At 59.9% G+C, this 26,022-nt stretch carries 22 protein-coding genes; 14 read left to right on the forward strand and 8 right to left on the reverse strand.

Annotation, left to right across the window (positions count from 1 at the left end):
- Positions 1–103 precede the first annotated feature (103 nt).
- From gpmI to IF204_RS12850, 4 genes are read left to right on the forward strand one after another with little or no spacing between them, the layout of a single operon-like run.
- Positions 104–1,624 carry a 2,3-bisphosphoglycerate-independent phosphoglycerate mutase gene (gpmI, locus tag IF204_RS12835; RefSeq protein WP_194097506.1) on the forward strand — a complete coding sequence of 507 codons (1,521 nt, stop codon included), beginning with the start codon at positions 104–106 and terminating at the stop codon, positions 1,622–1,624.
- Positions 1,624–2,745, forward strand: a complete 1,122-nt coding sequence (locus IF204_RS12840; protein ID WP_194097507.1) for a murein hydrolase activator EnvC family protein — start codon at positions 1,624–1,626, stop codon at positions 2,743–2,745. The genes gpmI and IF204_RS12840 overlap by 1 nt, the downstream gene beginning before the upstream one ends.
- A gap of 10 nt (positions 2,746–2,755) precedes the next feature.
- Positions 2,756–4,090 carry a S41 family peptidase gene (locus IF204_RS12845; protein WP_194097508.1) on the forward strand — a complete coding sequence of 445 codons (1,335 nt, stop codon included), beginning with the start codon at positions 2,756–2,758 and terminating at the stop codon, positions 4,088–4,090.
- A 48-nt stretch (positions 4,091–4,138) separates the two neighbouring features.
- Positions 4,139–4,621: an RNA pyrophosphohydrolase gene (locus IF204_RS12850; protein WP_194097509.1), complete on the forward strand. Its 483-nt coding sequence runs from the start codon at positions 4,139–4,141 to the stop codon at positions 4,619–4,621.
- Here IF204_RS12850 and IF204_RS12855 read toward each other — a convergent pair.
- From IF204_RS12855 to dapE, 3 genes are all read right to left on the reverse strand, one after another.
- Entirely contained in the window at positions 4,618–5,802 is a 1,185-nt protein-coding gene (locus IF204_RS12855) for a lytic murein transglycosylase (RefSeq protein ID WP_194097510.1), read from the reverse strand. The two genes, IF204_RS12850 and IF204_RS12855, sit on opposite strands and share 4 nt — an antisense overlap.
- 79 nt (positions 5,803–5,881) lie before the next feature.
- Positions 5,882–8,140, reverse strand: coding sequence for a ribonuclease R (gene rnr / locus IF204_RS12860; protein WP_194097511.1), 2,259 nt, complete (start codon positions 8,138–8,140; stop codon positions 5,882–5,884).
- A 77-nt stretch (positions 8,141–8,217) separates the two neighbouring features.
- Positions 8,218–9,363, reverse strand: coding sequence for a succinyl-diaminopimelate desuccinylase (dapE, locus tag IF204_RS12865; RefSeq protein ID WP_194097512.1), 1,146 nt, complete (start codon positions 9,361–9,363; stop codon positions 8,218–8,220).
- A 286-nt stretch (positions 9,364–9,649) separates the two neighbouring features.
- On the opposite strand from dapE, the gene IF204_RS12870 reads away from it, so the two are divergent.
- Both IF204_RS12870 and IF204_RS12875 read left to right on the forward strand, forming a co-directional pair.
- Entirely contained in the window at positions 9,650–11,227 is a 1,578-nt protein-coding gene (locus tag IF204_RS12870; RefSeq protein ID WP_194097513.1) for a Hint domain-containing protein, read from the forward strand.
- Positions 11,224–12,297, forward strand: a complete 1,074-nt coding sequence (locus tag IF204_RS12875) for a Hint domain-containing protein (RefSeq protein WP_194097514.1) — start codon at positions 11,224–11,226, stop codon at positions 12,295–12,297. Before IF204_RS12870 ends, IF204_RS12875 begins: the two co-directional genes overlap by 4 nt.
- Here IF204_RS12875 and IF204_RS12880 read toward each other — a convergent pair whose 3' ends face one another.
- A complete protein-coding gene (locus IF204_RS12880; protein ID WP_194097515.1) occupies positions 12,298–12,645 on the reverse strand; it encodes a hypothetical protein in 348 nt (115 codons plus the stop codon). It abuts the gene before it with no gap.
- Positions 12,646–12,977: 332 nt separating this feature from the next.
- The gene (gene dapD / locus IF204_RS12885) at positions 12,978–13,805 is read right to left on the reverse strand and encodes a 2,3,4,5-tetrahydropyridine-2,6-dicarboxylate N-succinyltransferase (protein ID WP_194097516.1); all 828 of its coding nucleotides are present in this window, start codon (positions 13,803–13,805) and stop codon (positions 12,978–12,980) included.
- An 88-nt stretch (positions 13,806–13,893) separates the two neighbouring features.
- Here dapD and IF204_RS12890 point away from each other — a divergent pair, with 88 nt between their 5' ends.
- Both IF204_RS12890 and IF204_RS12895 read left to right on the forward strand, forming a co-directional pair.
- Positions 13,894–14,745, forward strand: a complete 852-nt coding sequence (locus IF204_RS12890) for an LOG family protein (RefSeq protein ID WP_194097517.1) — start codon at positions 13,894–13,896, stop codon at positions 14,743–14,745.
- Entirely contained in the window at positions 14,742–15,233 is a 492-nt protein-coding gene (locus IF204_RS12895) for a gluconokinase (RefSeq protein WP_194097518.1), read from the forward strand. Before IF204_RS12890 ends, IF204_RS12895 begins: the two co-directional genes overlap by 4 nt.
- Positions 15,234–15,263: 30 nt before the next feature.
- Here IF204_RS12895 and IF204_RS12900 read toward each other — a convergent pair whose 3' ends face one another.
- From IF204_RS12900 to IF204_RS12910, 3 genes are read right to left on the reverse strand one after another with little or no spacing between them, the layout of a single operon-like run.
- Positions 15,264–16,373: a Gfo/Idh/MocA family protein gene (locus tag IF204_RS12900; protein ID WP_228069185.1), complete on the reverse strand. Its 1,110-nt coding sequence runs from the start codon at positions 16,371–16,373 to the stop codon at positions 15,264–15,266.
- Positions 16,370–17,425, reverse strand: coding sequence for a sugar phosphate isomerase/epimerase family protein (locus tag IF204_RS12905; RefSeq protein WP_194097519.1), 1,056 nt, complete (start codon positions 17,423–17,425; stop codon positions 16,370–16,372). The genes IF204_RS12900 and IF204_RS12905 overlap by 4 nt, the downstream gene beginning before the upstream one ends.
- Before the next feature lie 18 nt (positions 17,426–17,443).
- Positions 17,444–18,481, reverse strand: coding sequence for a LacI family transcriptional regulator (locus IF204_RS12910; protein WP_194097520.1), 1,038 nt, complete (start codon positions 18,479–18,481; stop codon positions 17,444–17,446).
- A 211-nt stretch (positions 18,482–18,692) separates the two neighbouring features.
- Here IF204_RS12910 and IF204_RS12915 point away from each other — a divergent pair, with 211 nt between their 5' ends.
- From IF204_RS12915 to IF204_RS12940, 6 genes are all read left to right on the forward strand, one after another.
- Entirely contained in the window at positions 18,693–19,916 is a 1,224-nt protein-coding gene (locus IF204_RS12915) for an ABC transporter substrate-binding protein (RefSeq protein ID WP_194097521.1), read from the forward strand.
- 86 nt (positions 19,917–20,002) lie between these two features.
- Positions 20,003–20,896: a carbohydrate ABC transporter permease gene (locus IF204_RS12920; protein WP_194097522.1), complete on the forward strand. Its 894-nt coding sequence runs from the start codon at positions 20,003–20,005 to the stop codon at positions 20,894–20,896.
- Positions 20,897–20,906: 10 nt separating this feature from the next.
- Positions 20,907–21,812, forward strand: coding sequence for a carbohydrate ABC transporter permease (locus tag IF204_RS12925; protein WP_194097523.1), 906 nt, complete (start codon positions 20,907–20,909; stop codon positions 21,810–21,812).
- A 7-nt stretch (positions 21,813–21,819) separates the two neighbouring features.
- On the forward strand, positions 21,820–22,899 hold the full coding sequence (locus tag IF204_RS12930; RefSeq protein ID WP_194097524.1) for an ABC transporter ATP-binding protein: 1,080 nt from the start codon (positions 21,820–21,822) through the stop codon (positions 22,897–22,899).
- A complete protein-coding gene (locus IF204_RS12935) occupies positions 22,896–25,259 on the forward strand; it encodes a beta-mannosidase (protein WP_322743284.1) in 2,364 nt (787 codons plus the stop codon). The genes IF204_RS12930 and IF204_RS12935 overlap by 4 nt, the downstream gene beginning before the upstream one ends.
- Positions 25,260–25,271: 12 nt before the next feature.
- Positions 25,272–26,012: a sugar phosphate isomerase/epimerase family protein gene (locus IF204_RS12940; protein ID WP_194097525.1), complete on the forward strand. Its 741-nt coding sequence runs from the start codon at positions 25,272–25,274 to the stop codon at positions 26,010–26,012.
- Positions 26,013–26,022 lie beyond the last annotated feature (10 nt).

Below are 26,022 nucleotides of genomic sequence, written 5' to 3' on the forward strand. Positions count from 1 at the left end.
AAAAATCGCTGTTCCACGCAGTATTTTCATACCGCCGAAACTGTAGGGCTGTTCCTTGGCCCGACGGAACGCTAAGACTTGCCCGAGTATGAAGGAGCCGATTATGAGCCGACCCAAACCCGTTGTCCTGTGTATTCTCGACGGTTGGGGTAAGCGCGCGGACAGCACCGCCAACGCGCCTGCCCTTGCGAACACCCCCACTTTCGACCGCCTCCAGTCGGAATGCCCGACGGCAGAGCTGATTACGCACGGTCCGGACGTCGGCCTTCCCACCGGCCAGATGGGCAACTCCGAAGTCGGCCACACAAACATTGGCGCGGGCCGCGTCGTGGCGATGGACCTCGGCCAGATCGACCTTTCGATGGAAGACGGCAGCTTCAGTGAGAAAGAAGCGCTTCTCGCTTTCATCGACAAGCTAAAGCAAACCGGCGGCCGCGCGCACTTGATGGGCGTTGTGTCGGACGGCGGTGTTCACGGTCACATCGACCACATCGTCTCGGCAGCCAAGGTTCTCCGCGATGCGGGCCTGCCTGTCGTACTGCACGCGATCACCGATGGCCGCGATGTCGCGCCGAAGTCGGCTGACGGTTTCATGAAGGACCTGCTCGACCGTCTGCCAGAGGGCTGCGATGTCGTCACCGTGACGGGCCGCTACTACGCGATGGACCGCGACAACCGCTGGGAACGCGTTTCGACCGCCTATGAGGCGATGGTCGACGGCAAAGGTCAGTTCACCGCCGACAACGCCGCTCAGGCCGTCAAAGATGCCTACGGTCGCGACGAAATGGACGAGTTCATCAAGGCGACCGTCATCGGCGATTATGATGGCGTGAAAGAGGGCGACGGCCTGTTCTGCCTGAACTTCCGCGCTGACCGTGCCCGCGAAATCCTCGCTGCAATCGGCAACCCCGAATTTGACGGTTTTGATCGTGGCGAACTGCCACCGTTTGCCGCTCTGCTCGGCATGGTGCAGTACTCGTCGGCCCACAACGAGTGGTACGAGACCGTTTTCCCGAAGCGCGAAATCGTCAACACTCTCGGCGCTTGGGTCGCCAAGCACGGCCTGACCCAATTCCGTCTGGCGGAGACCGAGAAATACCCGCACGTCACGTTCTTCCTAAACGGCGGCAAAGAAGAGCCCGAGGAAGGCGAAGATCGCTACATGCCGAAATCGCCCAAGGTCGCGACCTATGACCTTCAGCCCGAAATGTCGGCGCCTGAGGTGACCGAGAAGTTCGTGGAAGCCATCGAGAAAGGCTACGACCTGATCGTCACCAACTACGCCAACCCCGATATGGTCGGCCACACCGGCGATCTGGATGCCGCGATCAAGGCTTGCGAAGCCGTCGATCAGGGTCTGACCAAGGTCGTTGCCGCGCTTGAAAAAGCAGGCGGTGCGATGGTCATTACCGCTGACCACGGCAACTGCGAAACCATGGTCGATCCGGAGACAGGCGGCGCGCACACCGCGCACACGTTGAACCACGTTTCGGTCGCTGTATTCGGCGCGCCCGAAGGCACGACGCTCCGCAACGGTCGCCTCGCGGACCTCGCTCCGACCATTCTGGACCTCATGGGACTGGAGAAACCGGAAGAGATGACCGGGGAAAGCCTGATCAAGTGATGTTCCGCGCAGCGGCAATTGTATTTGCTCTTTGGTCCGGTGCCGCAATGGCGGAAACCGGTCCGGCAGAAGCTGCGCAGGCGGCGGTGCAGCGGATCGAATCCGCTGCGCTGATGCTCGACGATGCGTCCTCGGCAGATGACCGCGTTGCGGCGTTGACCGAAACCGTTCGAGCATACGAGGAGGGCCTCATCTCCCTCCGCGAGGGGCTGCGCAGGGCATCAATCCGCCAGACGACTTTGGAGCAACGGCTTGAGGCGAAATCGGACGAGATTGCCAACCTGCTTGGCGTTCTACAGTCGATGAGCCGCTCCCCCGCTCCTGTCCTGCTGCTTCATCCGGCTGGTGCACTCGGCACGGCACGGTCGGGAATGATCGTGGCGGATGTGACACCTGCGCTTCAGGATCAGGCAAACGAGCTGAAGGCCGAGCTGGAAGAGGTCGCCACCCTGCGTGACCTTCAGGCGAACGCTGCCGAAATGCTGTCGGAGGGCCTCGACGGAGCGCAAGCGGCGCGCACCGCGCTGTCCGAAGCGGTTTCCAAGCGCGAAGATCTGCCCCAACGCTTTGTCGAAGATCAGGTGCAGATGGCGCTGCTGATCGCGTCCGTTGAAACACTCGATGCACTGGCCAGTGGGCTCGACGATACCATCAATGGCGACGTCACGGGCGTTGCCCCTGATGCGCTGGCACTGCGCGGAGAGATCCCGCTCCCTGTTCAAGGGCGCATCCTGCGCGGCTTCAACGAAGAAGACCTTGCCGGCATCGTTCGTCCAGGCACGCTGATTGCAACGCAGCCTCGCACAATGGTGGTGACGCCGGTCGCGGCGACACTCCGTTTTCGCGGACAATTGCTCGACTACGGTAACGTCGTGGTGACTGAGCCCGCTGCGGGCATCCTTTTCATTTACGCCGGACTGGCAGATGTGTTTGGTGAGGTCGGTGACGTGCTGCCTACCGGAACGCCGGTCGGCCTGATGGGAGGCGATGCGCCTCTCGTTGACGAGATTTTGACCGATCTTGACGCAGGAGCGGGCGCACGCGCGACGGAGAGCCTTTATCTCGAAGTGCGAGAGGGGCAAACTCCGGTAGACCCCGCGACTTGGTTCGCGATCGAATAGAGGTAGGGATATGAAAAAATTCGCTTTCGCCGCAGTGACCGGCACCGTGCTTGGTGTTCTGGCAACGACACAGCTGGCGGGGCCGCTGATCGCACAGGAAAACGACAGCAACGCTACCATCTACGAGCAAATGGATATGTTCGGCGACATCTTCGACCGTATCCGTGCGCAATACGTCGAAGAAGTCGACGAGAAGGAACTGATCGACGCGGCGATCAACGGTATGTTGACCTCGCTCGACCCGCACTCCAGCTATCTGTCGCCTGACGACGCTGCCGACATGCGCATCCAGACCACCGGTGAATTCGGCGGTCTTGGTATCGAAGTCACGCAGGAAGAAGGCTGGGTCAAAGTTGTCTCCCCAATGGACGGCACCCCTGCCGACGCTGCTGGCGTCATGTCCGGCGACTTCATCACCCACGTCGATGGCGAGAGCCTGCTTGGCCTGACGCTTGATGAGGCGGTGGAGTTGATGCGCGGTCCGGTTGGCTCCGAAACGATCCTGACGCTGGTTCGCGAAGATACTGCCGAGCCGTTCGATGTGTCGATTATCCGCGACACCATCAAGCTGACCGCCGTTCGCGCGCGCACTGAAGGCAAAGCCGTCGTTCTGCGTATCGCGACCTTTAGCGACCAGACCTTCTCCGACCTCGAAGCCGGTCTGCAAGAACAGGTCGAAGAGGCTGGCGGCATCGAAAACGTCAATGGCGTGATCCTCGACCTCCGCAACAACCCGGGCGGTCTGCTGAACCAAGCGATCTACGTCGCCGATGCGTTCCTTGACGCGGGCGAGATCGTTTCGACCCGTGGCCGCAACGCCGAAGACGGTGATCGCTTCAACGCAACACCGGGTGATCTAGCCGAAGGTCTGCCGATTGTTGTGCTGATCAACGGCGGCTCGGCCTCCGCTTCGGAAATCGTGTCGGGCGCCCTTCAGGATCACCGCCGCGCCATCGTCGTTGGCACGAAGTCCTTTGGTAAGGGCTCGGTCCAGACCCTGATGCCGCTGCGTGGTGACGGTGCGATCCGTCTGACGACCGCGCGCTACTACACACCGTCGGGTCGCTCGATCCAGTCACTCGGCATTCAGCCGGACATCATCGTCGAACAGCCGATGCCTGCAGAAGTCAGCGAAGAGGACGAAGGCAACCAGCGCACCCAACGTTCCGAAGCCGATCTGCGCGGCGCTTTGGTTAACGACAGCCTGAGCGAAGACGAGATTCGCCAGATCGAAGAAGACGCCGCCGAAGCCGAAGCGACCGCAGCTCTGCGTGATGAAGATTACCAGCTGGCCTACGCGATCGACATCATCCGCGGCCTCAGCGCGCTGAACACCAAAGAATAACGAAATACCGGCGGCGTTCTGCGCCGCCGGTCCGCCAAGGACCATACTGTGACACCCGAAGACATCGCCAAACTCCCCTACCGCCCCTGCGTCGGCGTGATGCTCGCCAACAAAGAGGGCAAGGTTTTCGTCGGTCAACGCAACGACCGCGACCATGATGCTTGGCAGATGCCCCAAGGCGGTATCGACGACGGCGAAGAGCCCAAGACCGCCGCCATTCGCGAGCTTTGGGAAGAAACCGGCGTGACCGATGATCTCGTCGTCCTCGAAGCAGAGACCGAAGACTGGGTTGCCTACGATCTGCCCCACGACGTTGTTCCGCACATCTGGAAGGGCAAGTATCGCGGCCAGAAGCAGAAGTGGTTCCTGTTCCGCTTCGAAGGCACTGACGACCAGATCGATATCCAGTCCGAACACCCCGAGTTCACGACTTGGAAATGGATCGCGGTCGACGAGCTTGTCGACGCCATCGTGCCGTTCAAGCGCGCCGTTTACGAACAGGTCGTCGCGGAGTTAGGCCCGAAAGTCTAACCCCTCAGGTACCTCAACATCAGCAAACTCGGCCGCCCGTCTGCGGGCAGGCCGACGTTGCGCTGCCAGTTGCGCAGTGCAGAACGTGTCTGGCTACCGGGCTTTCCATCGACCGGACCGGCATTGTAACCCATTGCATTCAAACGCCTTTGCATGTCCGCCGCCTCTTCCGAGGTCAGCGAACGATCGCCGCGCGGCCAGCTCGCCACGAATGGGCCGCCACCCGCGATGCGGTCCGCAAGGTGCCCCACGCCCATCACATAGGCTTCGGAGTTGTTGTAGCGTTCAATGGTGCGGAAATTGGCGAAGGTCATGAGCGCGACGCCGCTCGCGCCTGCAGGCGTCAGAATGCCCGCGCTACCGTAGTCCGGCACTGGCTGCCGGTTGGTGCCCACAACGCCCTGCTGCGCCCATTCGGACGGCATACGGCTGACGCTGCGGTCTGACTGGCTGAAATCGAACGTGCGCGGCAGCAGAACTTCTACCGCCCACGGAACGCCGCGCCGCCAGTTGAAACGGGACAGATAGGAAGCCGTGGATGCCAGCGCGTCGGTCGGATCATCAGACCAGACGTTGCGGCGACCATCGCCGTCGAAATCAACCGCGTACGCTTCGAACGACGTTGGGATGAATTGGGTGTGACCCATCGCGCCTGCCCAGCTTCCGGTGAATTGAGCGGGGGCGACGTTGCCTGCCTGAAGGATACGAAGCGCGGCCATCAATTGCGTTTCAAAGAACCGCCCGCGCCGCCCGTCGTAGGCGAGCGTTGCCAGCGCCTCGATCACGGGGACATCGCCGCGGCGGGTGCCGTAGGCGCTCTCCATCCCCCAGATAGCAGCGACAATATTGGCGGGCACGCCGTAGGTCGCCTCGATGCGGCCAAGGGTGTTCAACTGTCGTCGATAGGCTTCGCGCCCGTTGGACACGCGGCTGTCAGAGACAACGAGGTCGAGGTATTCCCAGATCTGACGATTGAATTCGGCCTGATTGCGGTCCCGTTCGACCACGTCCGAATTGTAGCGGACATTTGCGAAGGCTACGTCCAGCCAATCCTGCCGGATTCCACGCGACCGTGCGCGTGATTTGAACGAGCTCACCCAAGCATCAAAGCCGGATTGGGCCTGCGCAAAGGTGGGAAAAACTGCCAGAGCTGCGAGGAGCGAGCGGCGGGAGAAGGGCATGATTGGCACCGGTAAATTACTTTACACAGGAACTAGCCCGCACCCTCCGCCTGCCAAATGGGCCTGCGGAAAACCGCCGTTAACGGCGGGTCCGCTTCACCTTGCGCTCTTTGATCGCCGCTTTCTTCTTGGACGTTTTCAGCTTTTTCTTCATCGGCTTACCACCGCGACCACGCGCGCCACCGCCATTGGCGATCCGCTTTTCGTCGAGCGTTACGATCTCTGCCGTGATACCACCGGTAACGGGGAGCGCCTCGATCAGTTTGACCGTGACGCGCTGGCCCATCGCAACGACCATGCCCGATCGAGTGCCGACCAGTTGCTGCGTGTCCTGATGATATTCGAAGAACTCCGTGCCAAGCGTGCGGATCGGGACCAGCGCGTCGGCGCCGCTTTCGTCCAGCTTCACAAAGACACCGAACTTGGCGATGCCGTTGATCCGGCCGCCGATGATCTCGCCCACACGCTCGGACATGAATGCCGCGAGATAGCGGTCGGTCGTGTCGCGCTCCGCCATCATGGAACGGCGCTCGGTGTTGGAAATCTGCTCTGCCGTGGCGTCGAGGTGTTCGACATCCCAATCAGACAGACCGTCGTTGCCCCACTTGTGCGCCTTGATCAGCGCGCGGTGGACGATGAGGTCGGAATAGCGGCGGATCGGCGAGGTGAAGTGTGCGTAGTTGCGCAGCGCCAGACCGAAGTGACCGAAGTTCTCGGGGCTGTAATACGCCTGCGTCATCGACCGTAAGGTGGCGATGTTGATTAGCTCGTCGTTCGGCGTGCCCTCAGCTTGCTGGAGCAGTTGGTTCAGGTGACGGGTTTGCAGAACCTGCCCTTTGGCCAACACCAGACCGCTCGCTTGCGCGACTTCACGCAGGTTTTCCAGCTTTTCCTGACCAGGCTCTTCGTGAACGCGGAACAGCAGAGGGGTCCTGTGCTTCACCAGTTCTTCGGCAGCGGCGACGTTGGCCAGCACCATGAACTCTTCGATCAGCTTGTGAGCATCAAAGCGTTCCTTGAACTGGATCGAAGCAACCTGACCTTCGTCGTTCAGAACGATCTGGCGTTCGGGCAAATCGAGTTCGAGCGGCTGACGCGCTTCGCGGGCACGTTTCAATGCGGCGTAGGCACCCCAGAGCGGGCGCAGAACAGTATCGACCAGCGGCTCGGTACGCTCATCGGGCTCGCCGTTGATAGCTTTCTGAGCGTCCTCGTAGGCCAGCGAAGCCTTCGACTGCATCAGGCCGCGGGTGAAGCGATGGGACAGCTTGCGACCGTCCTTGTCGATCTTCATCTGCACCGCCATGCAGGCGCGTGGGACGTCTTCGTGCAGCGAGCAGAGGTCGCCCGACAGACGGTCGGGCAGCATCGGCACAACGCGGTCGGGGAAGTAGCTGGAGTTGCCGCGCTTGCGGGCTTCGCGGTCAAGCTCGGACCCCGGACGCACATAGTGCGCCACGTCGGCAATCGCGACCCAAAGCAGGAAGCCGCCCTTGTTGTTCGGATCATCGTCAGGGATCGCCAGCACGGCATCGTCGCGGTCGCGCGCGTCGGGCGGATCGATCGTGACCAGAGGCAGATCGCGCAGGTCTTCGCGGCCCTTCAGGCCAGCGGGTTTGCACTTATCAGCCTCGGCGATGACCTCGTCGGGGAACTGGTCGGGAATGCCGTGCTGATGGATCGCGATGAGGCTCACGGCCTTCGGCGCGCTGGGGTCGCCCAGACGCGACACAATGCGGGCCTTCGGAAGACCGAGGCGGCCTTTCGGGCCCGATTGCTCAGCCTCGACCAGTTCGCCGTCCTTGGCACCGTGTTCGGCGTTCGCGGGGACGATCCACTGTTTGTCGGAGCCTTTGTCGACCGGAATGATCCTGCCACCCTCGTGCGCCTTGCGGTAGATGCCGACAATGCGGAGCGGGTTGGTGCCGACCTTGCGGATCAGGCGGGCGGTGTAGTCGTATTCCTCACCGCCGACCTCGGTCATCCGCGCCAGAATGCGGTCGCCTTGGCCAAGCCCGTCTTCGTCATTCAGCATCATCAGAATGGTTGGCGCATCACCTTCACCATGCCATTCGAGCGGACGCGCCCAGAGGTCGCCATTGTTGTCGGGCGGCAGGATTTGCAGCAGCGAAACCGGCGGCAGCTTTTCGCGGTCACGATAGGACGAACGACGGCGCGTCAGCGTGCCTTCGTTCTCCATCTCACGCAGGACGCGCTTGAGGTCGATACGCGCAGCACCTTTGATGCCAAAGGCTTTGGCAATGTCACGCTTCGCTGCGTGGGTGGGATTGTCGGAAATCCACTGGAGGATTTCCTCTTTCGAAGGAATACGGGTCATTCGGCAGCACTATCATCGGAGCGCAGGGAACGCACCGTCCAAATCATACTGCAAACCTAGTCCGTTTTAGCCCGCAATCAGCCGAAATAATCGGTCAGGATGCGAGTGTAGATGGATTTGAGCTGGCCGATCTGTTCCACCGCCACACGTTCGTCGACTTGGTGCATGGTTTTGCCGACCAGTCCGAACTCCACCACGGGGCAGTGATTTTTCACGAAACGCGCGTCCGAGGTGCCGCCAGAGGTCGACAGTACGGGCTTGCGGCCAGTTTCTGCCTCGACTGATTTTGCAATCAGATCAGACAGTTCACCGGGCGGGGTGATGAAACTTTCGCCCGACACCTTCACCTTCATCTGGACTTGGAGGCCGAATTCCTCAGCGACCTTGTCGGCCTCGGCTTGCAGCCATTCAGTGAGGCTCTGCCCGCTGTGAAGGTCATTATAGCGGATGTTCACAGTCGCACGGCTTTGTGCGGGAATGACGTTCGTCGCGGCGTTTCCGGTGTCGATGGTGACAACGGCAAGCGTCGAGGCATCGAAATGTTCGGTGCCCTGATCCAATTCGTGCGAAGACAAACGATCCATTAGGCGCGCCATGGCGGGCATCGGGTTGTTCGCGCGGTGCGGATAGGCGGCGTGGCCCTGAACGCCGATCACGGTGAACCAAGCGGTCAGCGAACCGCGACGACCGATTTTCATCATCTCGCCCATCTCATTGGGACAAGTCGGCTCTCCCACGAGGCAGACGCTCATCGCCTCGCCTTCGGCAGCCATCCAGTCGAGCAGCGCGGTCGTGCCGTCTTCAGCGTCGCCTTCTTCATCGCCCGTAATCGCCAGTGCGATCGAACCATCGGGCGGTGTCTGGCGCACGAAATCAATCGCGGCGGCAGCAAAAGCGGCCACGCCAGATTTCATGTCAGTGGTGCCGCGACCATACATAAAGCCGTCTTTGACCTCGGCCCCGAACGGATCGACGGTCCAAGCGTCCAGATCACCAACCGGCACGACATCCGTGTGACCGTTGAAACCGAACGTCCGGTTCGCGCCTTTGCGGCCCCAGCGAGCGTAGAGGTTCGACGTGCCATTGCGATCCACGCGCGTGCATTCGAAACCTGCCGCCGACAGTTCCGCTTCGAGCAGAACTAGCGCGCCGCCTTCTTCGGGGGTCACGGACGGGCAACGGACAAGGCGGGCAGTCAGATCGACGGGATCAATGGCGGTCATGCGGGTCTCCTTTCCCGATGCGTAGCCCCACGCGCCGCGTGATGCAATCGGACCAGAAAGTGCATGTGTCGAGTCTGTCACAGACTCCTGTGCGATTTTGCAACTCTGTCCAATAAGACTAGGTCAGAATGACCATTCGTATATTCTTCATATTCATAAAAATGACCCGAGGCAGGGCGAGCCAGATTCGTGACGTGTGTTTGTTGTCACAACTCTGCGGTGTGTGCGTTAGCCGCCAATAAAAATAATTGGACGTACTGACCTTGGCTGAGGCTGAGGCGATCGAATGGTTAAAGCACGTGAGTTGGGGTATGACTCCAACGCAAGCGCTGTGGATATGGCGCAGACGATTTTCGGTGACGGCACCACTGTCCTCGACGCGTCCTTCACCGGCGATGCGGGCTCTTCCGCGATCTACACCAACGGCGGGCTGTCGGACGGTGTGGTTCCTTCGGAAACCGGCCTGATCCTGTCGACGGGCGATGCGGAAGATTTCACCAACCGCCGCGGCCAAGCCAACCAGAACACGAATACGTCGACCGACCATTGGTGGAACAACGACAACGATGCGGGCTTCAACGAGCTTGCAGGGACCAACACCTATGACGCGTCCTACCTCGATGTGACGTTCATTCCGGACGGCGATGTGATGACGATGACCTTCGTCTTTTCGTCCGAAGAATACCCCGAATACACCGGTTCGATTTACAACGACGTCGTCGGCGTTTGGGTGAATGGAGAAAACATCCCCGTATCCGTCGGCGACGGCAGCACCGCGATTTCGAACATCAACCAGTCGACCAACCTCAACCTCTTCGTCTCGAACACTGAAAGCCAGTACAACACCGAGATGGACGGCTTTACCGTCAAGATGACGCTCGTCATGCCGGTGAACAGCGGCGAGGTGAACACCATCCGCATCGGTATCGCCGACGTTGGTGACGCCCAGTACGACTCCAACCTCATCATCGCGGCGGACTCCGTGCAGACATCGCTCGTGGCGGGTCACGACCAGCTTGATATCGCGCCGGACCAGACGAAGACCTTCGACCTGTTAGCAAACGACTACAACGGCACGAACGGCGTGCTGCGCATCACGCACATCAACAACCAAGAGGTCGTCGCGGGCTCGGTCATCACACTGCAAACCGGACAGGTCATCACCGTCAACGGCGACGGTACGATTACCGTGCAGGCGGACAGCGACGAAGAGACCATCAACCTGACTTACGAGGTCGGTGCGTTCGACGGCGATACGCTCATCAAGAGCGACGTCGGCATGGCGACCATCGACACGGTGCCTTGCTTTACCAAAGGCACCCGCATCCAGACCACGCGCGGCTTGATCGCGATCGAGGAACTGGAAGTCGGGGATCAGGTCATCACCTTCGACAACGGCCCGCAACCGATCCGCTGGATCGGGTCCCGTACGGTCGCTGCGACCGGCAACCTCGCCCCGATCCGGATCAAGGCCAACACCTTTGGCGGACACGGCGAGATCACCGTTTCCCCGCAGCACCGCGTCTATCTGACGGACGGTCTGGCTGCGCTGCTGTTCGGTCAGGACGAAGTGCTGATCAAGGCCAAGGATCTGGTGAATGACGACACGGTGTGCCGCCTTGAAGGAGGGGACGTCACCTATTTCCACCTGCTGTTCGACACCCACGAAATTGTCCTCGCCGAGGGCCTGCCGACCGAAAGCTTCCACCCCGGTCTTACGGTTCTCGCGTCCTTTGAAGAGGAAGTGAAAGAGGAACTGCTGACGCTCTTCCCCGAACTGGCGGACAACTCCTCCTACGGTCCGACGGCCCGTATGTCCCTGAAACAGCATGAAGTTAGCGTACTTCTGGCAGGTGCAGCATGAGCTGGATCGGCATCAGGGACCAACACGGACAATGCTATTTCAAGCCCGAAGGGCTGGAGCAAAAGGCCAAGTCGAACCCGCTCAACACTCTGTCGCTGCTTCCGCGCGGCACTTTGGTGATGGAGTTCGAATACAGCCGCGAAACCAACGCACGCCGCCAGAATTTGCTACGTTATATCTCGCGCGATCCGTGGCATTCGGTGTTTCGGCTAGTGTTGGAAACCGACGGCCTAATCACGCTCGTTTGCCAGCAGGGCGACAAGAAGATCGAATTCCAACTGCCCACCGCGATGGAGCAGGTCACGGGCACGATCACGCTCTGGTACACGTGGGATGCCCCTGCCCGCCGTGGTCTGCTGGCCGCAATGGGGCCTGACGGAGAGATGTTTTACACCGAACTCACCGGCCCGCTTACGGTGCTCGATGCGAAACGCATCTGCACGGACGGTCAGGTGGTGCGCAACGTGAAAGGTTTCACCTTCCTTGCCATCTCGGACGAGGTCGAACCCGTCGGTCCTTGGGCGACCATCGGCGCGAATGCCATGCTTCGCACCATCAACGGCCAGCGCCTCATTAGCGATCTGAAACCGGGTGACTTGCTGCTGACCGAAGACGAGACAATCGTTCAGATCCGCTCTGTCGCAAAGCAAGTATTGCCAGCGAAGGGTCGATTCAAACCGATGATGATCCGGAGTCCTTACTACGGCGCAAAGACCGACCTCATGCTCGCCCAGAACCATCTGGTCGAATTGAACGGCCCGAAGATCGAGTACCTCTTCAACGAAGAGCGCGTGCATACCCAGATCGGATCGCTTGATGACGGTCGCGAAGCGGTGCGCCTGCGCGGCGCGATGACGGCGACTTACTATCATCTGCTGCTGGACGAGGACGTAACGCTTTCGCTGTCAGGCGTTCCCGCAACTGCATCCCGCGCCGAACTTCTGACGCAGGATCGCGGCCTTCAACGTCATAGCATCCTGCGCGACACGCCCGAATTGCTGGTACCGTCGTTCAAATCCAAGTCGATCAAGACGCTCGCCCCTTATGAGGCGATGTCGATCGGCTTCTGATCAGGCTTCGCCCGCGGCGTTCATGTCACCGAAGAACGGCGTCATCTGAGCGACAATGACGCTGTTTTCTTCCAGCGCGCGGTTCATCAACTCGATCTCGTCGGCTTCGATGTCGTGGCCCATCTCCTGACGCTCTTCGAGAGTGCCGTAGCCGGTCACGTCGAGGGGGTTGAGGTCGGCCTGCTTGAGGATCGCGACGGTTTCGCGGACAGCTTCTGCCTCGTCCACACCGCTGGCATAGCACATCAGCGCGGCACCGGTGCTGCCCTCGGGCAGACCGTCGTCCTGCTTGCGGCCCACTTCGACAAGAAGCGTATATACTTTCTGCTTGTTGGGCTTGTTGGCCATATCGGTATCCTCGTTTGACGGTGCACTGTTTCGCGCAAAGCCAGCGCCGTTGCAATTCCCGAATCCGAAATTGCAGAAACGGGTGAACCTATACCTTTGCGCCAAATGCTAGGCTTTCGCCTCTATGGATTCTGCAGTCGCATTATCCCACGCTACAGTTGATGTGGCCGGTCCGCGCTGGATGTCCCATTCCACACCATGCGGAGCGTCGCTTCAGTCTTTCATCTCCCCGGACCGTCTTCGGTCCTAGGGAAACTCTTCCCCCGCCCTTTGTGGCGGGGTTTCTTTTTTCCTGAAACGAAAAGGGCGCCCGAAGGCGCCCTGATGTCCACTTAGTCGCGGAGCAGCTCGTTGATGCCCGTCTTGGAGCGGGTCTTTTCGTCGACGCGCTTCACGATGACGGCGCAGTACAGGTTGACGTTGTTCTTCGACGGCATAGAGCCTGCAACGACTACCGAGTACGGCGGCACTTCACCGTACATGACTTCGCCGGTTTCGCGGTCGACGATCTTGGTCGACTTGCCGATGAAGACGCCCATGCCGAGCACCGAACCTTCGCGAACGATACAACCTTCGACGACTTCCGAGCGTGCACCGATGAAGCAGTTGTCTTCGATGATGGTCGGACCAGCCTGCATCGGCTCCAGAACGCCGCCGATGCCGACGCCGCCCGAAAGGTGGACGTTCTTACCGATCTGCGCGCAGGAACCAACGGTGGCCCAGGTGTCGACCATGGTACCTTCGTCAACGTAAGCGCCGAGGTTGACGAACGACGGCATCAGCACGACGCCCTTGGCGATGTAGGCCGACTTGCGGACAACAGCGTTCGGCACAGCGCGCAAACCTGCAGCGCGGAACTGGTTGTCGCCCCAGCCTTTGAACTTGCTGTCGACCTTGTCCCACCAGTTGTGACCCTGCGGACCGCCTTCGTGGAGCTCCATGTCCTTGATGCGGAAGCCGAGCAGAACAGCTTTCTTCGCCCACTGGTTGACATGCCAGTCGCCGCTTTCCAGCTTTTCGGCAACGCGCAGGCTGCCGCTGTCGAGCGCGTTCAGCGTATCCTCGATCGCTTCACGGGTTTCGCCGGTAGTAGCGGGGGTGATCGTATCGCGGGCTTCCCACGCGGCTTCGATAGCTGCTTCGAGCTGGGCGTTAGACATGTGGCCTCTCGGTGTTAAGTATGAGGGTGAACCTTCCGAGGGGCTATAGACCGAATACCCCTCGCAGAGCAACAAAATGGACGACCCTATGACCAAGAGCCACCGCCGCCACCCCCTCCGTTTCAGCGGCGAGGACAAACAAACCGCAAAAACAGTCCCTGATACGCCCCAAACGCGGTCGCCGACCTACAAGCTCGCATTCGCCGATACGGATTTTCTTCTGCGCGAAGATATGCGCCCGCTGCGTTTCCAGCTGGAGCTTCTGAAGCCCGAACTTGCGATGGACGAAGCCGGCGTGAATTCGACCGTCGTCCTGTTCGGCGGCGCACGCATTCCGTCGCCGGAGAAGCGCGAAACAGCGCGGACAAAGACGCTGGCCGATCTCACGAAGTACTACGCCGAAGCCCAGAAGTTCGCTGAAATCATCACGAAGCGTTCGATGGCCGATGGCGGCACCGAAAACGTCATCGCTACGGGCGGCGGTCCCGGCGTGATGGAAGCAGGCAACAGAGGCGCTGCCGACGCGGGCGGTCGTTCGATCGGCCTGAACATTGTTCTTCCGCACGAGCAGGCTCCGAACCCCTATGTGACGCCCGAGCTGTGCTTCAACTTCCACTACTTCGCGATCCGCAAGATGCACTTCCTGATGCGCGCCAACGCGATCTGCGTCTTCCCTGGTGGTTTTGGTACGCTGGACGAGATGTTCGAAGCCCTGACCCTTGTTCAGACCGGCCGCATGTCCAAAGTGCCGTTCCTGCTGTTTGGCAAGGAGTTCTGGGAAGGCATCATCAATTGGGAAGTTCTGGCCGACGCAGGCACCATCGCAGACGAAGACCTTAAATTGTTCCAGTATGTCGAGACCGCAGAAGAGGCGATCAACGCGCTCGACAACTGGGAACACCCCGACGAGCGTCGGCAGAACATTCCGGGCCGCGAATGAAGCCAGCGTATGTTGTGATGGGTGTGTCCGGTTCGGGCAAATCGACGGTGGGCAGCGAACTCGCAGCCCATCTCGGGGCTCGTTTTATTGACGCCGACGATCTGCACCCAGCCGAAAACGTGGCTCATATGGCCGCCGGGCATCCACTGACCGACGAAATGCGCTGGCCGTGGCTGGATAAGTGCGGGCAAGAGATGGCCGCGAACCGCGAGGATCAACCCGTCGTGCTCGCGTGTTCGGCGCTCAAGCGCGTTTATCGTGACCGCTTGCGCAACTGGGTGCCGGATCTCGTGATCGTCTACCCTGCGGCGGACGCCGTGGTGATCGCCGAACGCATGTCGCATCGCGCCAACCACTTCATGCCGGTGTCGCTGCTGCAAAGTCAGTTCGCGACGCTCGAAGAGCCGACCGAGGACGAAGCGGTGATCCGCGTGAGTGCCGAAGGCTCGGTCGAACAGACCGTTCAGGCCGTCATCAAAGCCATATGAAAAGGGCGGCCTGTTGGCCGCCCTCTCTGTTTACCGTGCGATCCACGTATTTCCGGCGTCCTGCGATTTGATGCAGGAGGCGATGAACCACATCCCGTCCATGCCAGCGTCGATACCAGGGAGGAGGCTGCCGTCGCCTTCGCCGCGGATCAGGTCGGCCGCGTCGGAGTAAAGGTTCGCAAACCCCTCCAGATAGCCCTCGGGGTGGCCCGGCGGGATACGGGTCCAGTCACCGCCACCCGAACCGAGGCCAGCGCCGCCACGGGTCAGCAGCTGCTTGGGTTCACCGAAGCGAGCGAAGGTCATCACGTTCGGATTTTCCTGATTCCACTCGATACCGCCCTTTTCGCCGTAGATGCGGAGCGACAGGTTGTTTTCCTGACCGATGGCAACCTGCGAAGCCCAGAGCATACCCTTCGCACCGCCTTCGAGGCGGAGCAGGATGTGCGCGTTGTCGTCCACGCGGCGACCGTCGACCATGCTGTGCAGTTCAGCCAGCAGCGCCTCGGTTTTCAGACCCGAAACAAAGGAAAGAAGGTTGAAAGCGTGGCTACCGATGTCGCCGATCGCGCCGCCACCAGCTTTCGCCGGATCGGTGCGCCATTCGGCTTGCTTGTTGTCCGGGTCGGGCGCCTCTGCCAGCCAGTCCTGCGAATAGGACGCCTGAATGACGCGGATTTTGCCCAGATCACCACGCGCCACCATTTCACGCGCCTGACGGATCAGCGGGTAGCCGGTGTAGTTGTGGGTCAGGATGAACCGCGCCTTGGACGACTTCACTGCAGCAGCCATCTCCTCCGCCTGTTCGGGCGTCGCAGCGAGCGGCTTGTCACAGATCACGTTGATGCCTGCGTTCAGAAACGTAATCGCGGGGCCAGCGTGCATGTGGTTCGGGGTCACGATAGCAACAGCCTCGATGCCGTCCTCGCGGGCGGCTTCCTCGCGGGCCATTTCCTCGTAGCTGGAGTAGCTGCGCGCGATGCCCAGTTCCTTGGCCGAAGCCGCCGCGCGTTCGGGGTTGGACGACAGCGCGCCCGCGACAAGGTCGAACTTGCCGTCGATACGCGACGCGATGCGGTGGACGCCACCGATAAACGCGCCCTGTCCGCCGCCGACCATACCCAGTCGTACTTTATTCATAGTCCAAGCATCCTTTTAATCTGTGCGTCATCCCGTTCGGCACCCGCAAAGTCGTCAAAGGCTTTGCCCGTCACTTCGATCAGGTGCTTCTCAATAAACGGACCGCCTTCGGCAGCGCCCTGTTCGGGAGATTTAATGCAACATTCCCACTCAAGTACGGCCCACGAGTCGTAGCCGTATTGGGTCATCTTACTGAAGATGCCCGAGAAATCGACCTGACCGTCGCCGAGTGAGCGGAAACGCCCCGCACGGTTGGTCCAGCCCTGATAACCGGAATAAACACCCTGACGGCCGGTCGGATTGAACTCCGCATCCTTCACATGGAAGGCGTTGATGCGGTCGTGATAGATGTCGATGAATTCAAGGTAGTCGAGCTGTTGCAGCAGGAAGTGCGAGGGATCGTAGTTGATCATCGCAGCCTCGTGGCCACCGCAAGCGTCCACGAACATCTCGAACGTCGCGCCGTCGAACACGTCCTCACCAGGATGGATTTCGTAGCCGATGTCGACGCCGTTGTCTTTGTAGTGGTCAAGGATCGGGGTCCAGCGACGACCAAGTTCGGCAAACGCTTCGTCGATCAGACCAGCTGGGCGCTGCGGCCACGGGTATAGGTACGGGAACGCCAGCGAGCCGGTGAACGACACCGAATGCTCCAGACCAAGGCGGCGGGACGCGACAGCGGCCTTCTTCACCTGATCGATCGCCCACTCGGTGCGGGCCTTCGGGTTCTTGTGGACCGACGCCGGAGCGAAGGCGTCGAACGCTTCGTCATAGGCGGGGTTTACAGCGACCAACTGACCCTGAAGGTGGGTCGAAAGCTCGGTAATCTCGACGCCCGCATCGGCACAAATGCCTTTGACTTCGTCGCAGTAGGTGTCGCTCTCGGCAGCTTTGTCGAGGTCGAACAGGTGGCCGACAAACGTCGGGATCTGAACGCCCTTGTAACCGAGGCCAGCCGCCCATTTGGTAATGTTTTCAAGGGAGTCGAACGGGGCTTCCGACCCCGCAAACTGCGCCAGAAAAATGCCTGGCCCCTTAATCTGTGTTGGCATGAACGCCTCCTCCACTCGTCATTTATTGAGTCTCGCCGGGTCGGGGACTTCCAGCGCCTGAAGCGGCGGAAGATCCGGCTCGTTGATTGCTTGCATGACCGCTCTGGCCAAAAACTCGCCTGCTTGGCTGACGTTTTCGGGCATTACGATAATCTCTTTCCGAAACAGTTTGAGGAATGGGACAGCTTCCTTGCCGAAGATGTCGATATCGGCCCCGACCGCACGACCGATCTGTTCGGCGGCCGCCACCGACCCCATGGCCGCAGTGGGCGAGCTACAGATAATGCCATCGACCTCGGGTTCGTGCTCAAGGATGTTCTGGACGATGGCGCGCACGCCTTCGCCGCTTTCGTCACTGTTCGTTCGTCTGACCGTGCGCAGATACACGCCAGCCGCTTCGGCTGCCGCGCTCGCACCTTCGATCGTATTTTTAGCGTAATACTGGCTCTGTGGCGGCGCGATGAGGATGAGGTGTTTGCGGCCACGCCTGACCAGTTCCTCGACCCCGATCCGACCGAATTCCACGTTGTCGAAGTCAAAATACGCGTGCTTCTCGCTGCCTGTCCGTCCGTGGGTCGCGAAGGGGAACTTCTTTTCCATCAGATAAGCGACACGGGGATCATCCGGTTCGGTCTGGTTCATGATGATCGCGTCAGCAGAGCCAGTCTCGACAATGTACCGGACAGGTTTGAGCTTATCCTCGTCCTGAAACATGTGCGTAATGATGAGATGATACTGCGTTCCGCGCAACGTTTCCGCGATTGCATTTATCAACCTTGCCGTGTGGTTCATCATGTCCGACTCGGGGGCGAGGATCAGGCTGATCACGTTCGTTTTGCCAGTCCGAAGACGCACCCCCGCACGGTTCGGGACGTAGCCGATTTCATCAGCGATTCGCCTAACCAGTTTCTTGGTTGCTGCACCGATATCGGGCGCGCCGGAGAGGGCACGGGACACTGTGGGGACCGCGAGGCCGCTCAGCCTTGCGATGGTTTTAAGCGTCGGCTTTTCGCCCTTTTCGAGAACGTAGCCCGACGCTGTTTTTTCGTTTGTCATGAACGTGTTCCCTCAGTTCTCCGTTCCAGCAGACAGCCTAACTGCCATTCTCCCTACGCACCACACTCCCTTAACCGATATCGATAACGCCGCAGCGCCGCGCACGAATGTTGCGAGCGCAGCAAATAACTTTCTAGAATATTTCTTGCTCCATCTATCTAAAACGTTATAGGACTTTCTACAACGATTTAGAGCCAGGGAGGAGAGAATCGTGAAACTGACCACCAAACTGCTGGCCGCGACCGCAATTGTCAGCGCGACCGGCGCATCGGCCACTGATCTTGAAGTCACCCATTGGTGGACTTCGGGCGGCGAAGCTGCCGCTGTGGCTGAACTCGCGAAGGCATTCGACGCATCGGGCGATCACTGGATCGACGGCGCAATCGCAGGTTCCGGCGGCACCGCGCGTCCGATCATGATCAGCCGAATCACCGGCGGTGATCCGATGGGTGCAACTCAGTTCAACCACGGCCAACAGGCTCTCGAACTCGTCGAAGCCGGCCTGATGCTCGACCTCACTGACGTAGCCGAAGAAAACAACTGGGAGGAGGTCATCTTCCCGAAGTCGCTGCTCGACGCATGTACTGTTGATGGCCGCGTTTACTGCGCTCCGGTGAACATCCACTCGCCGGAATGGCTCTGGATTTCGAACAAGGTTTACGAAGACCTCGGCCTGCCGGTTCCGCAGAACTGGAACGAGTTCGTCGAAAGCGCACCGGCGGTTCGCGAAGCTGGCAAAGTGCCGCTCGCGCTCGGCAACCAGCCGTGGCAGGCAAGCACCGCATTCGGCGCCATTCAGGTTGCAGTTGCCGGCCTTGAGAACTGGCAAGCCGTTAACATGGAACAGGACCTCGACGTTGCTGCCGGTGACGCCTACGCCGCTGTCTTCGAAGCCGCTGCCGCTGCTCGCGAGCTCGCTGTCGGTTCGAACGTTCAGGACTGGAACCAGGCTACCAACCTCGTGATCACCGATCAGGCCGCTGGCCAGATCATGGGTGACTGGGCACAGGGTGAATTCGCTGTCGCAGGCGAAGTCGCTGGTGAAGACTACACCTGTCTGCCGGGTCTGGGCCTCAACGCCTACCTGTCGACCGGTGGTGACGCCTTCTACTTCCCGAAGCTGGATGATCCGGAAAAGGAAGCCGCGCAGAAGCGCCTCGCAGCTCTGCTCGTTTCGCCGGAAGTTCAGGTTGCCTTCAACCTGAAGAAAGGCTCGCTGCCGATCCGTGGCGACGTAGACCTCTCGGAAGCCAACGACTGTATGCAGAAGGGCCTCGAGCTCCTCGCTTCGGGCAACGTGATGCCGTCGGGCGACATGCTGTGGACTCCTGACACTCAAAAGCAGGTCGAAGACCTGATGGTCGAGTTCTGGATGAGCGACATGCCTGCTGCCGAAGCGCACGAGCGTTGGGTCGACATCCTGAGCATGGACTAATCGTCCGGCTCTAAGTGCGGGCCGCCCTGACTCCCAAGGGGCGGCCCGATTTGTCTTTAGCGTTCCGAAACGGCGAGGGGATCGGGATGGCATCAAAACCGCTTAGCGCACGGCTTACGCGCAACTTAAACGCCAAGATCGCGGCACTACCGATGATTATCACCACACTTGTGGTCTTTCTCGGCGGGACGATCTGGTCCGTAGTTTACTCATTCACAGGCTCGAAACTTCTGCCCAAGCTTCAGTGGGTTGGCCTCAAACAATATGACCGTCTGTGGAGCAACAGCCGCTGGGAAATCTCGATCGAGAACCTTTTCTGGTACGGCATCTTTGCTCTGGTCCTGACGATCGCAATAGGCTTCCTGCTGGCAGTCCTTCTGGATCAGAAGATCCGTTTCGAAGACACGTTCCGCACAATTCTGCTTTATCCGTTTGCACTTAGCTTCATCGTGACCGGCCTTGTGTGGCAGTGGCTGCTGAACCCCGACATGGGTATCCAGCACATCGTCCGCAGCATGGGCTGGGAAAGCTTCACCTTCGATCCGTTATACAATCCGGACTTGGTGCTCATAGGTCTACTGATGGCGGGGCTTTGGCAGGGCACGGGCTTTGTCATGTGCATCATGCTCGCAGGTCTGCGCGGTATCGACGAAGATATCTGGAAAGCAGCCCGCGTGGACGGCATCCCTGCGTGGAAAACCTACCTCCGCGTCGTCATTCCGATGATGCGTCCGGTGTTCATCACCACGCTGGTGATCGTCGCTGCCGGCATCATCAAACTCTATGACCTCGTCGTCGCTATGACGTCCGGCGGTCCCGGCAACTCCAGCCAGGTTCCCGCGATGTACGTCTACGACTACCTATTCCAGGCCCAGAACCTCGGCCAAGGTCTTGCCGCATCGACTATGATGCTGCTGAGCGTGCTGATCGTTTTGATCCCTTGGGCTTACCTCGAATTCGGAGGCAAAAAGCATGCTTGAGGCCTCGAAAATGGTCGATCGCACTGTCGACGCAATGTCCGGTCCGCGTGGCAAAAAGCCGAAAAAGACGCTCTCCGGCCGCAATATCATGATCTACGGCATTCTGCTGATGGTCAGCCTTTACTACATCCTGCCACTTTGGGTGATGGTCATGACCTCGCTCAAAGGGATGCCGGAAATCCGCATGGGCAACATCTTTGCCCCGCCGGTCGAGATTACCTTCGAGCCGTGGGTCAAAGCTTGGTCGAGCGCCTGTACCGGTCTCAACTGTGACGGCCTGAGCCGCGGGTTCTGGAATTCGGTGCAGATCCTCATCCCGTCGGTTTTCCTGTCCATCGCGATTGCGTCGGTGAACGGCTACGCGCTGGTGAACTGGAAGTTCAAAGGGTCGGAGCTGTTCTTCACCATCCTGATCTTCGGCAGCTTCATTCCCTACCAGATCATGCTCTACCCGATCGTGATCATGCTGCGGGAACTGGGACTTTACGGCAAACTCGGCGGTCTGGTGCTCGTGCACTCGGTCTTCGGTATGCCGATCCTGACGCTGCTCTTCCGCAACTACTTCACTTCCGTCCCCGAAGAACTGTTCAAGGCCGCCCGAGTGGATGGCGCAGGCTTCTGGGGTATCTATTTCCGGATCATGCTGCCGATGTCGCTGCCCATCTTCGTGGTTGCCGTCATCCTGCAGGTTACGGGTATCTGGAACGACTTCCTCTTCGGTGTCGTCTTCACCAAACCCTCGATCTATCCGATGACCGTTCAGCTCAATAACATCGTGAACTCGGTGCAGGGCGTGAAGGAATACAATGTCAATATGGCCGCGACCATGCTGACGGGCCTCGTTCCTCTGGTCATCTACTTCATCTCCGGAAAACTCTTTGTCCGCGGTATTGCCGCCGGCGCCGTGAAAGGCTGACGACGCTATGACTTACTCTGTCCAGATCAAAGACCTCGACCTCCATTTCGGCGCGGTCAAAGTACTCCAGGGTCTGAACCTCAACATCAGTGAAGGCGAATTCATCGTGCTTCTGGGCTCGTCCGGCTGCGGCAAGTCTACGCTTCTGAACTGCGTGGCGGGCCTGCTGGAGCCGACCGACGGCCAGATCTTCATCAAAGGCAACAACGTCACTTGGGAAGAGCCCAGCAAGCGCGGCATTGGCATGGTGTTCCAGAGCTACGCTCTTTATCCGCAGATGACTGTGCGCGGGAACATGTCCTTCGGCCTCAAGAACGCCAAGGTCCCCAAAGCCGAGATCGAAACCCGCGTGAACCGCGCTGCGGAAATCCTGCAAATCACCCACCTGCTCGACCGCAAGCCCAGCGCTCTGTCGGGTGGTCAGCGCCAGCGTGTGGCCATCGGCCGCGCACTGGTCCGCGACGTGGATGTGTTCCTCTTTGACGAACCGCTGTCCAACCTTGATGCCAAGCTGCGCGCCGACCTCCGCGTCGAACTCAAGCGCCTCCATAACCAGCTCAAGAACACGATGATCTACGTGACCCACGATCAGGTCGAAGCGATGACGCTCGCAGACCGGATCGCGATCATGAAGGGCGGGGTCATCATGCAGCTTGGTTCGCCGGACGAAATCTACAACCGTCCGCAGAACCGCTACGTGGCCGACTTTATCGGTAGCCCGTCGATGAACTTCCTTGACGGCGAATATCGCAATGGCACCTTTGTCAAAGGTGACTTGGCGATCCCGATGGAAGGCTACGCCTTCGCGACACAACCCGTTGAGGGCGGCGCGATCACTGTTGGTATCCGTCCCGAGCATATTGTTACCGGCCCTCTCGTCGCCTCCGCGCCTTACCGTGCGACGACGACTGTCGATCTGGTCGAACCCATGGGGTCCGACACGCTCGTCTGGGCCAAAATTGCCGATGAACCGTTCCGCATTCGTATGGACGGACAGGCCACCGTGGCTGTCGGCGACACATTGGAAATCGGCATCGACCCGTCGCGGGCTTCGGTGTTCGACGCAAAATCCGAGGAAAGATTGTGATTCAACTATCGGGTCTTTGGACCCTTACCGATGCATCGGGCGAGTTTACTTGCCCGATCACCCTACCCGGCGATGGCGTTTCTGCCCTTTACGATGCCGGACTGATCCCCGACCCATATTGGGGTCGCAACGAATACGACCTGCGTTGGATCGCAGACCGTGACTGGACCGCCAAGCGCACGGTTGACCTGACCGATGCTGACGTTGATCTGGTGATCAGCGACCTTGATACCGTCGCAACGATCCGCTGGAACGGACAGGAGGTGCATACCTCCAAAAACATGTTCCGCGACTATCGCGTCTCGCTCGCCGATGTGGCCCGCGTGGGTGAAAACGAAGTCGAAATCGTCTTCCATTCGAGCACCAAAGCCGGTGCCGAAGAGCAGGCCCGCCAGCCGTTCTTTGTGCCGTGGCACGAACAGAATTCGCCCATCGCGAATGGCAACATGCTCCGCAAGGTGCAGTGCGATTTCGGGTGGGACTGGAACATCGCGCTGGCACCCTTCGGCCAGTACGGCACGCTCGCCGTTCAATCCCGCAAGGCCGCACGGATCGAAGACCTCTATATCACGCAGAGCCACGAAAACGGCACCGTATCAGTGTCTATTTCGGCCAAAACCGTCAATTATGAGGGTCCGTTCACTGTCACTCTCGACGGTCAAACGGTGGAGGCCGACGGCTCCGCGACGATCACCATCGACCAGCCGAAACTCTGGTGGCCTGCGGGGCTGGGCGAGCAGCCGCTCTACGATCTGACCGTGCAGGCAGGCAACGCGACAGAGACCCGCCGCATCGGTCTTCGCAAGATGGAGCTAATCACCGACAAGGACGACACGGGCTCCATGTTCAAGTTCCGCGTCAATGATGTCGACGTCTTCGCCAAGGGTGCCAACTGGATTCCCGCAGACGCACTTGCCGGTCGCATCACCTACGAGGCGACCCGTGATCTGCTGCAATCGGCTCTCGACGCGAATATGAACATGATCCGCGTATGGGGCGGCGGCCGCTATGAGCCGACCTCGTTCTACGATACCTGCGACGAGATGGGGCTGATGGTCTGGCAGGACTTCATGTTCGCCTGCAACCTCTACCCTTCGACCGAGGATTACCTGTCCGAAGTGAAAGCCGAGGTGCACGACAACGTCTCGCGGATGCACCACCATGCCTGTATCGCCGTCTGGTGCGGTGACAACGAACTGGTGGGAGCTTTCGACTGGTTCGAGGTCAGCCGCAATAACCGCGACACCTACCTTGTCAGCTATGACCGCCTGAACCGCACGATCGAACAGGAGCTCAAAGCAACCGATCCCAACGCGATCTGGTGGCCGTCCTCGCCTTGTGCCGGCCCGATGAACTACGGCGATGCGTGGCACGACGACAGCAAGGGCGACATGCACTTCTGGTCGGTCTGGCACGAAGGCCGCGATTTCGACCATTACCGCGACGTTTCTCCGCGCTTCTGTTCGGAATTCGGCTTCCAGTCCTATCCGTCAATGAACATCATCAAGACCTTCGCCGATCCGAAGGATTGGAACATCGCGGCGCCCGTTTTCGAAAGCCACCAGAAAAACAAGGGCGGCAATGCGCGCATCGCCGAAACCATGTTCCGCTATTTCCGCTGGCCCGAGAAGTTCGAGGACTTTGTCTGGCTCTCGCAAATCCAGCAGGCCATGGCGATCAAGACAGCCGTCACCCACTGGCGCGGCCTGAAACCGCACTGCATGGGCACGCTGATCTGGCAGCTTAACGATACATGGCCGGTGTGTTCGTGGTCCTCGCTCGACTACGGCGGCGGCTGGAAGATGCTGCACTACATGATCCAGCGCTTCTACGCGCCGGTGACTGTTGTCTGCGCACCGACCGAGAACGGCTACCAGCTCAAGGGCGTCAACGATCACCTTGATCCGGTCGAATTGACCGTCAGTGCCCGTACGCTCGACATGCAGGGCGAAAGCCGCGCTCTCGGCAAGACCAAGATGACCATCGGCGCACAGTCCGAGGTCATGCTCGATATCCCCGCCGATCAGGTCAAAGAGGGCGAGATCATCGTCTTCCTCTGGCACACCGAGGACGGCGAGGCGGGCGGCGATCACTTCGCGCCTTGGCCCTACAAAACCTACCACCTGCCCGACAGCGGGCTGGAAATGAAGCAGGACGGAAACAAGCTCACGATCACGGCAAAGCAGCTTTCGCTCTTCGCCAGCGTCGAAGCCGACGTGCCCGGGCGTTTCTCGAATAACGCCTTCGCCGTGTTCCCCGGTCTGCCCGTCACCGTCACCTTCACACCGCAGGACGAGAACGCGACACCCACGTTCTCTCTGCGTGACCTCTACAGCGCCACAGTAGCCCGTAACGGCTGAAAGGATTTCACAATGCCCGGCATTTCCTACCAGATGTACTGCTCCCGCGATCACGGGATCGAAGAAACCCTCGAGATGCTGGCCGAAGCCGGCTATGACGCCGTCGAAGGCTACGGCCCGATGTACGAAGACCTCGACGCGACCAAAGCCATGCTGGACGCCAATGGCCTGTCCATGCCCACCGGCCACTTCGCCATCGAAGTCGCAGAGGACACCGCAAAGACGCTCGAAATCTGCGAAAAACTCGGCATCAAGACCGTCATCGTGCCGTTCATCATGCCCGATGACCGTCCGACCGACAGCGCAGGCTGGGCCGCGTTTGGTGAGCGCCTCGCCGCTGCGGGCAAGCCCATCGTCGACGCTGGTCTGAAGTTCGGCTGGCACAACCACGACTTCGAATTCGACGCACAGTCGGACGGCAAGCTGCCGCTCGATCTGATCATGGATGGGGGCGATGTCGTCGGCCTCGAACTGGACCTCGGCTGGACCATCCGTGCGGGCAAAGATCCTGTCGAGTGGATCAACAAATACGCCGACCGCCTCGTCGCCGTTCACATCAAGGACCGCGCGCCTGAAGGCGAAAACACCCAATACGACGGCTGGGCCGATGTGGGTGACGGTACCGTCGATTGGGCACCGATCCACGCGGCGCTGCAATCTGCTGGCGTTGATCGCTATGTCATCGAAAACGACCACCCCGCCGACCACGCAGTCTTTGCCAAGCGGTCGCTGGACGCAGTCAAGAAATTCTAAGGACAATCAC

The organism is Marivivens aquimaris (genome assembly GCF_015220045.1).
Lineage (GTDB): Bacteria > Pseudomonadota > Alphaproteobacteria > Rhodobacterales > Rhodobacteraceae > Marivivens > Marivivens aquimaris.

Excerpts from the sequence above, each read along its gene's own strand:
- IF204_RS12895 (WP_194097518.1), top strand. The coding sequence starts at position 14,742 with ATGAAGCCAGCGTATGTTGTGATGGGTGTGTCCGGTTCGGGCAAATCG.
- dapD (WP_194097516.1), bottom strand. The coding sequence starts at position 13,805 with ATGTCTAACGCCCAGCTCGAAGCAGCTATCGAAGCCGCGTGGGAAGCC.
- IF204_RS12840 (WP_194097507.1), top strand. The coding sequence starts at position 1,624 with ATGTTCCGCGCAGCGGCAATTGTATTTGCTCTTTGGTCCGGTGCCGCA.
- IF204_RS12920 (WP_194097522.1), top strand. The coding sequence starts at position 20,003 with ATGGCATCAAAACCGCTTAGCGCACGGCTTACGCGCAACTTAAACGCC.
- IF204_RS12855 (WP_194097510.1), bottom strand. The coding sequence starts at position 5,802 with ATGCCCTTCTCCCGCCGCTCGCTCCTCGCAGCTCTGGCAGTTTTTCCC.
- gpmI (WP_194097506.1), top strand. The coding sequence starts at position 104 with ATGAGCCGACCCAAACCCGTTGTCCTGTGTATTCTCGACGGTTGGGGT.
- IF204_RS12900 (WP_228069185.1), bottom strand. The coding sequence starts at position 16,373 with ATGAATAAAGTACGACTGGGTATGGTCGGCGGCGGACAGGGCGCGTTT.
- rnr (WP_194097511.1), bottom strand. The coding sequence starts at position 8,140 with ATGACCCGTATTCCTTCGAAAGAGGAAATCCTCCAGTGGATTTCCGAC.
- IF204_RS12910 (WP_194097520.1), bottom strand. The coding sequence starts at position 18,481 with ATGACAAACGAAAAAACAGCGTCGGGCTACGTTCTCGAAAAGGGCGAA.
- dapE (WP_194097512.1), bottom strand. The coding sequence starts at position 9,363 with ATGACCGCCATTGATCCCGTCGATCTGACTGCCCGCCTTGTCCGTTGC.
- IF204_RS12870 (WP_194097513.1), top strand. The coding sequence starts at position 9,650 with ATGGTTAAAGCACGTGAGTTGGGGTATGACTCCAACGCAAGCGCTGTG.
- IF204_RS12930 (WP_194097524.1), top strand. The coding sequence starts at position 21,820 with ATGACTTACTCTGTCCAGATCAAAGACCTCGACCTCCATTTCGGCGCG.
- IF204_RS12845 (WP_194097508.1), top strand. The coding sequence starts at position 2,756 with ATGAAAAAATTCGCTTTCGCCGCAGTGACCGGCACCGTGCTTGGTGTT.
- IF204_RS12905 (WP_194097519.1), bottom strand. The coding sequence starts at position 17,425 with ATGCCAACACAGATTAAGGGGCCAGGCATTTTTCTGGCGCAGTTTGCG.
- IF204_RS12940 (WP_194097525.1), top strand. The coding sequence starts at position 25,272 with ATGCCCGGCATTTCCTACCAGATGTACTGCTCCCGCGATCACGGGATC.
- IF204_RS12880 (WP_194097515.1), bottom strand. The coding sequence starts at position 12,645 with ATGGCCAACAAGCCCAACAAGCAGAAAGTATATACGCTTCTTGTCGAA.
- IF204_RS12890 (WP_194097517.1), top strand. The coding sequence starts at position 13,894 with ATGACCAAGAGCCACCGCCGCCACCCCCTCCGTTTCAGCGGCGAGGAC.
- IF204_RS12925 (WP_194097523.1), top strand. The coding sequence starts at position 20,907 with ATGGTCGATCGCACTGTCGACGCAATGTCCGGTCCGCGTGGCAAAAAG.
- IF204_RS12875 (WP_194097514.1), top strand. The coding sequence starts at position 11,224 with ATGAGCTGGATCGGCATCAGGGACCAACACGGACAATGCTATTTCAAG.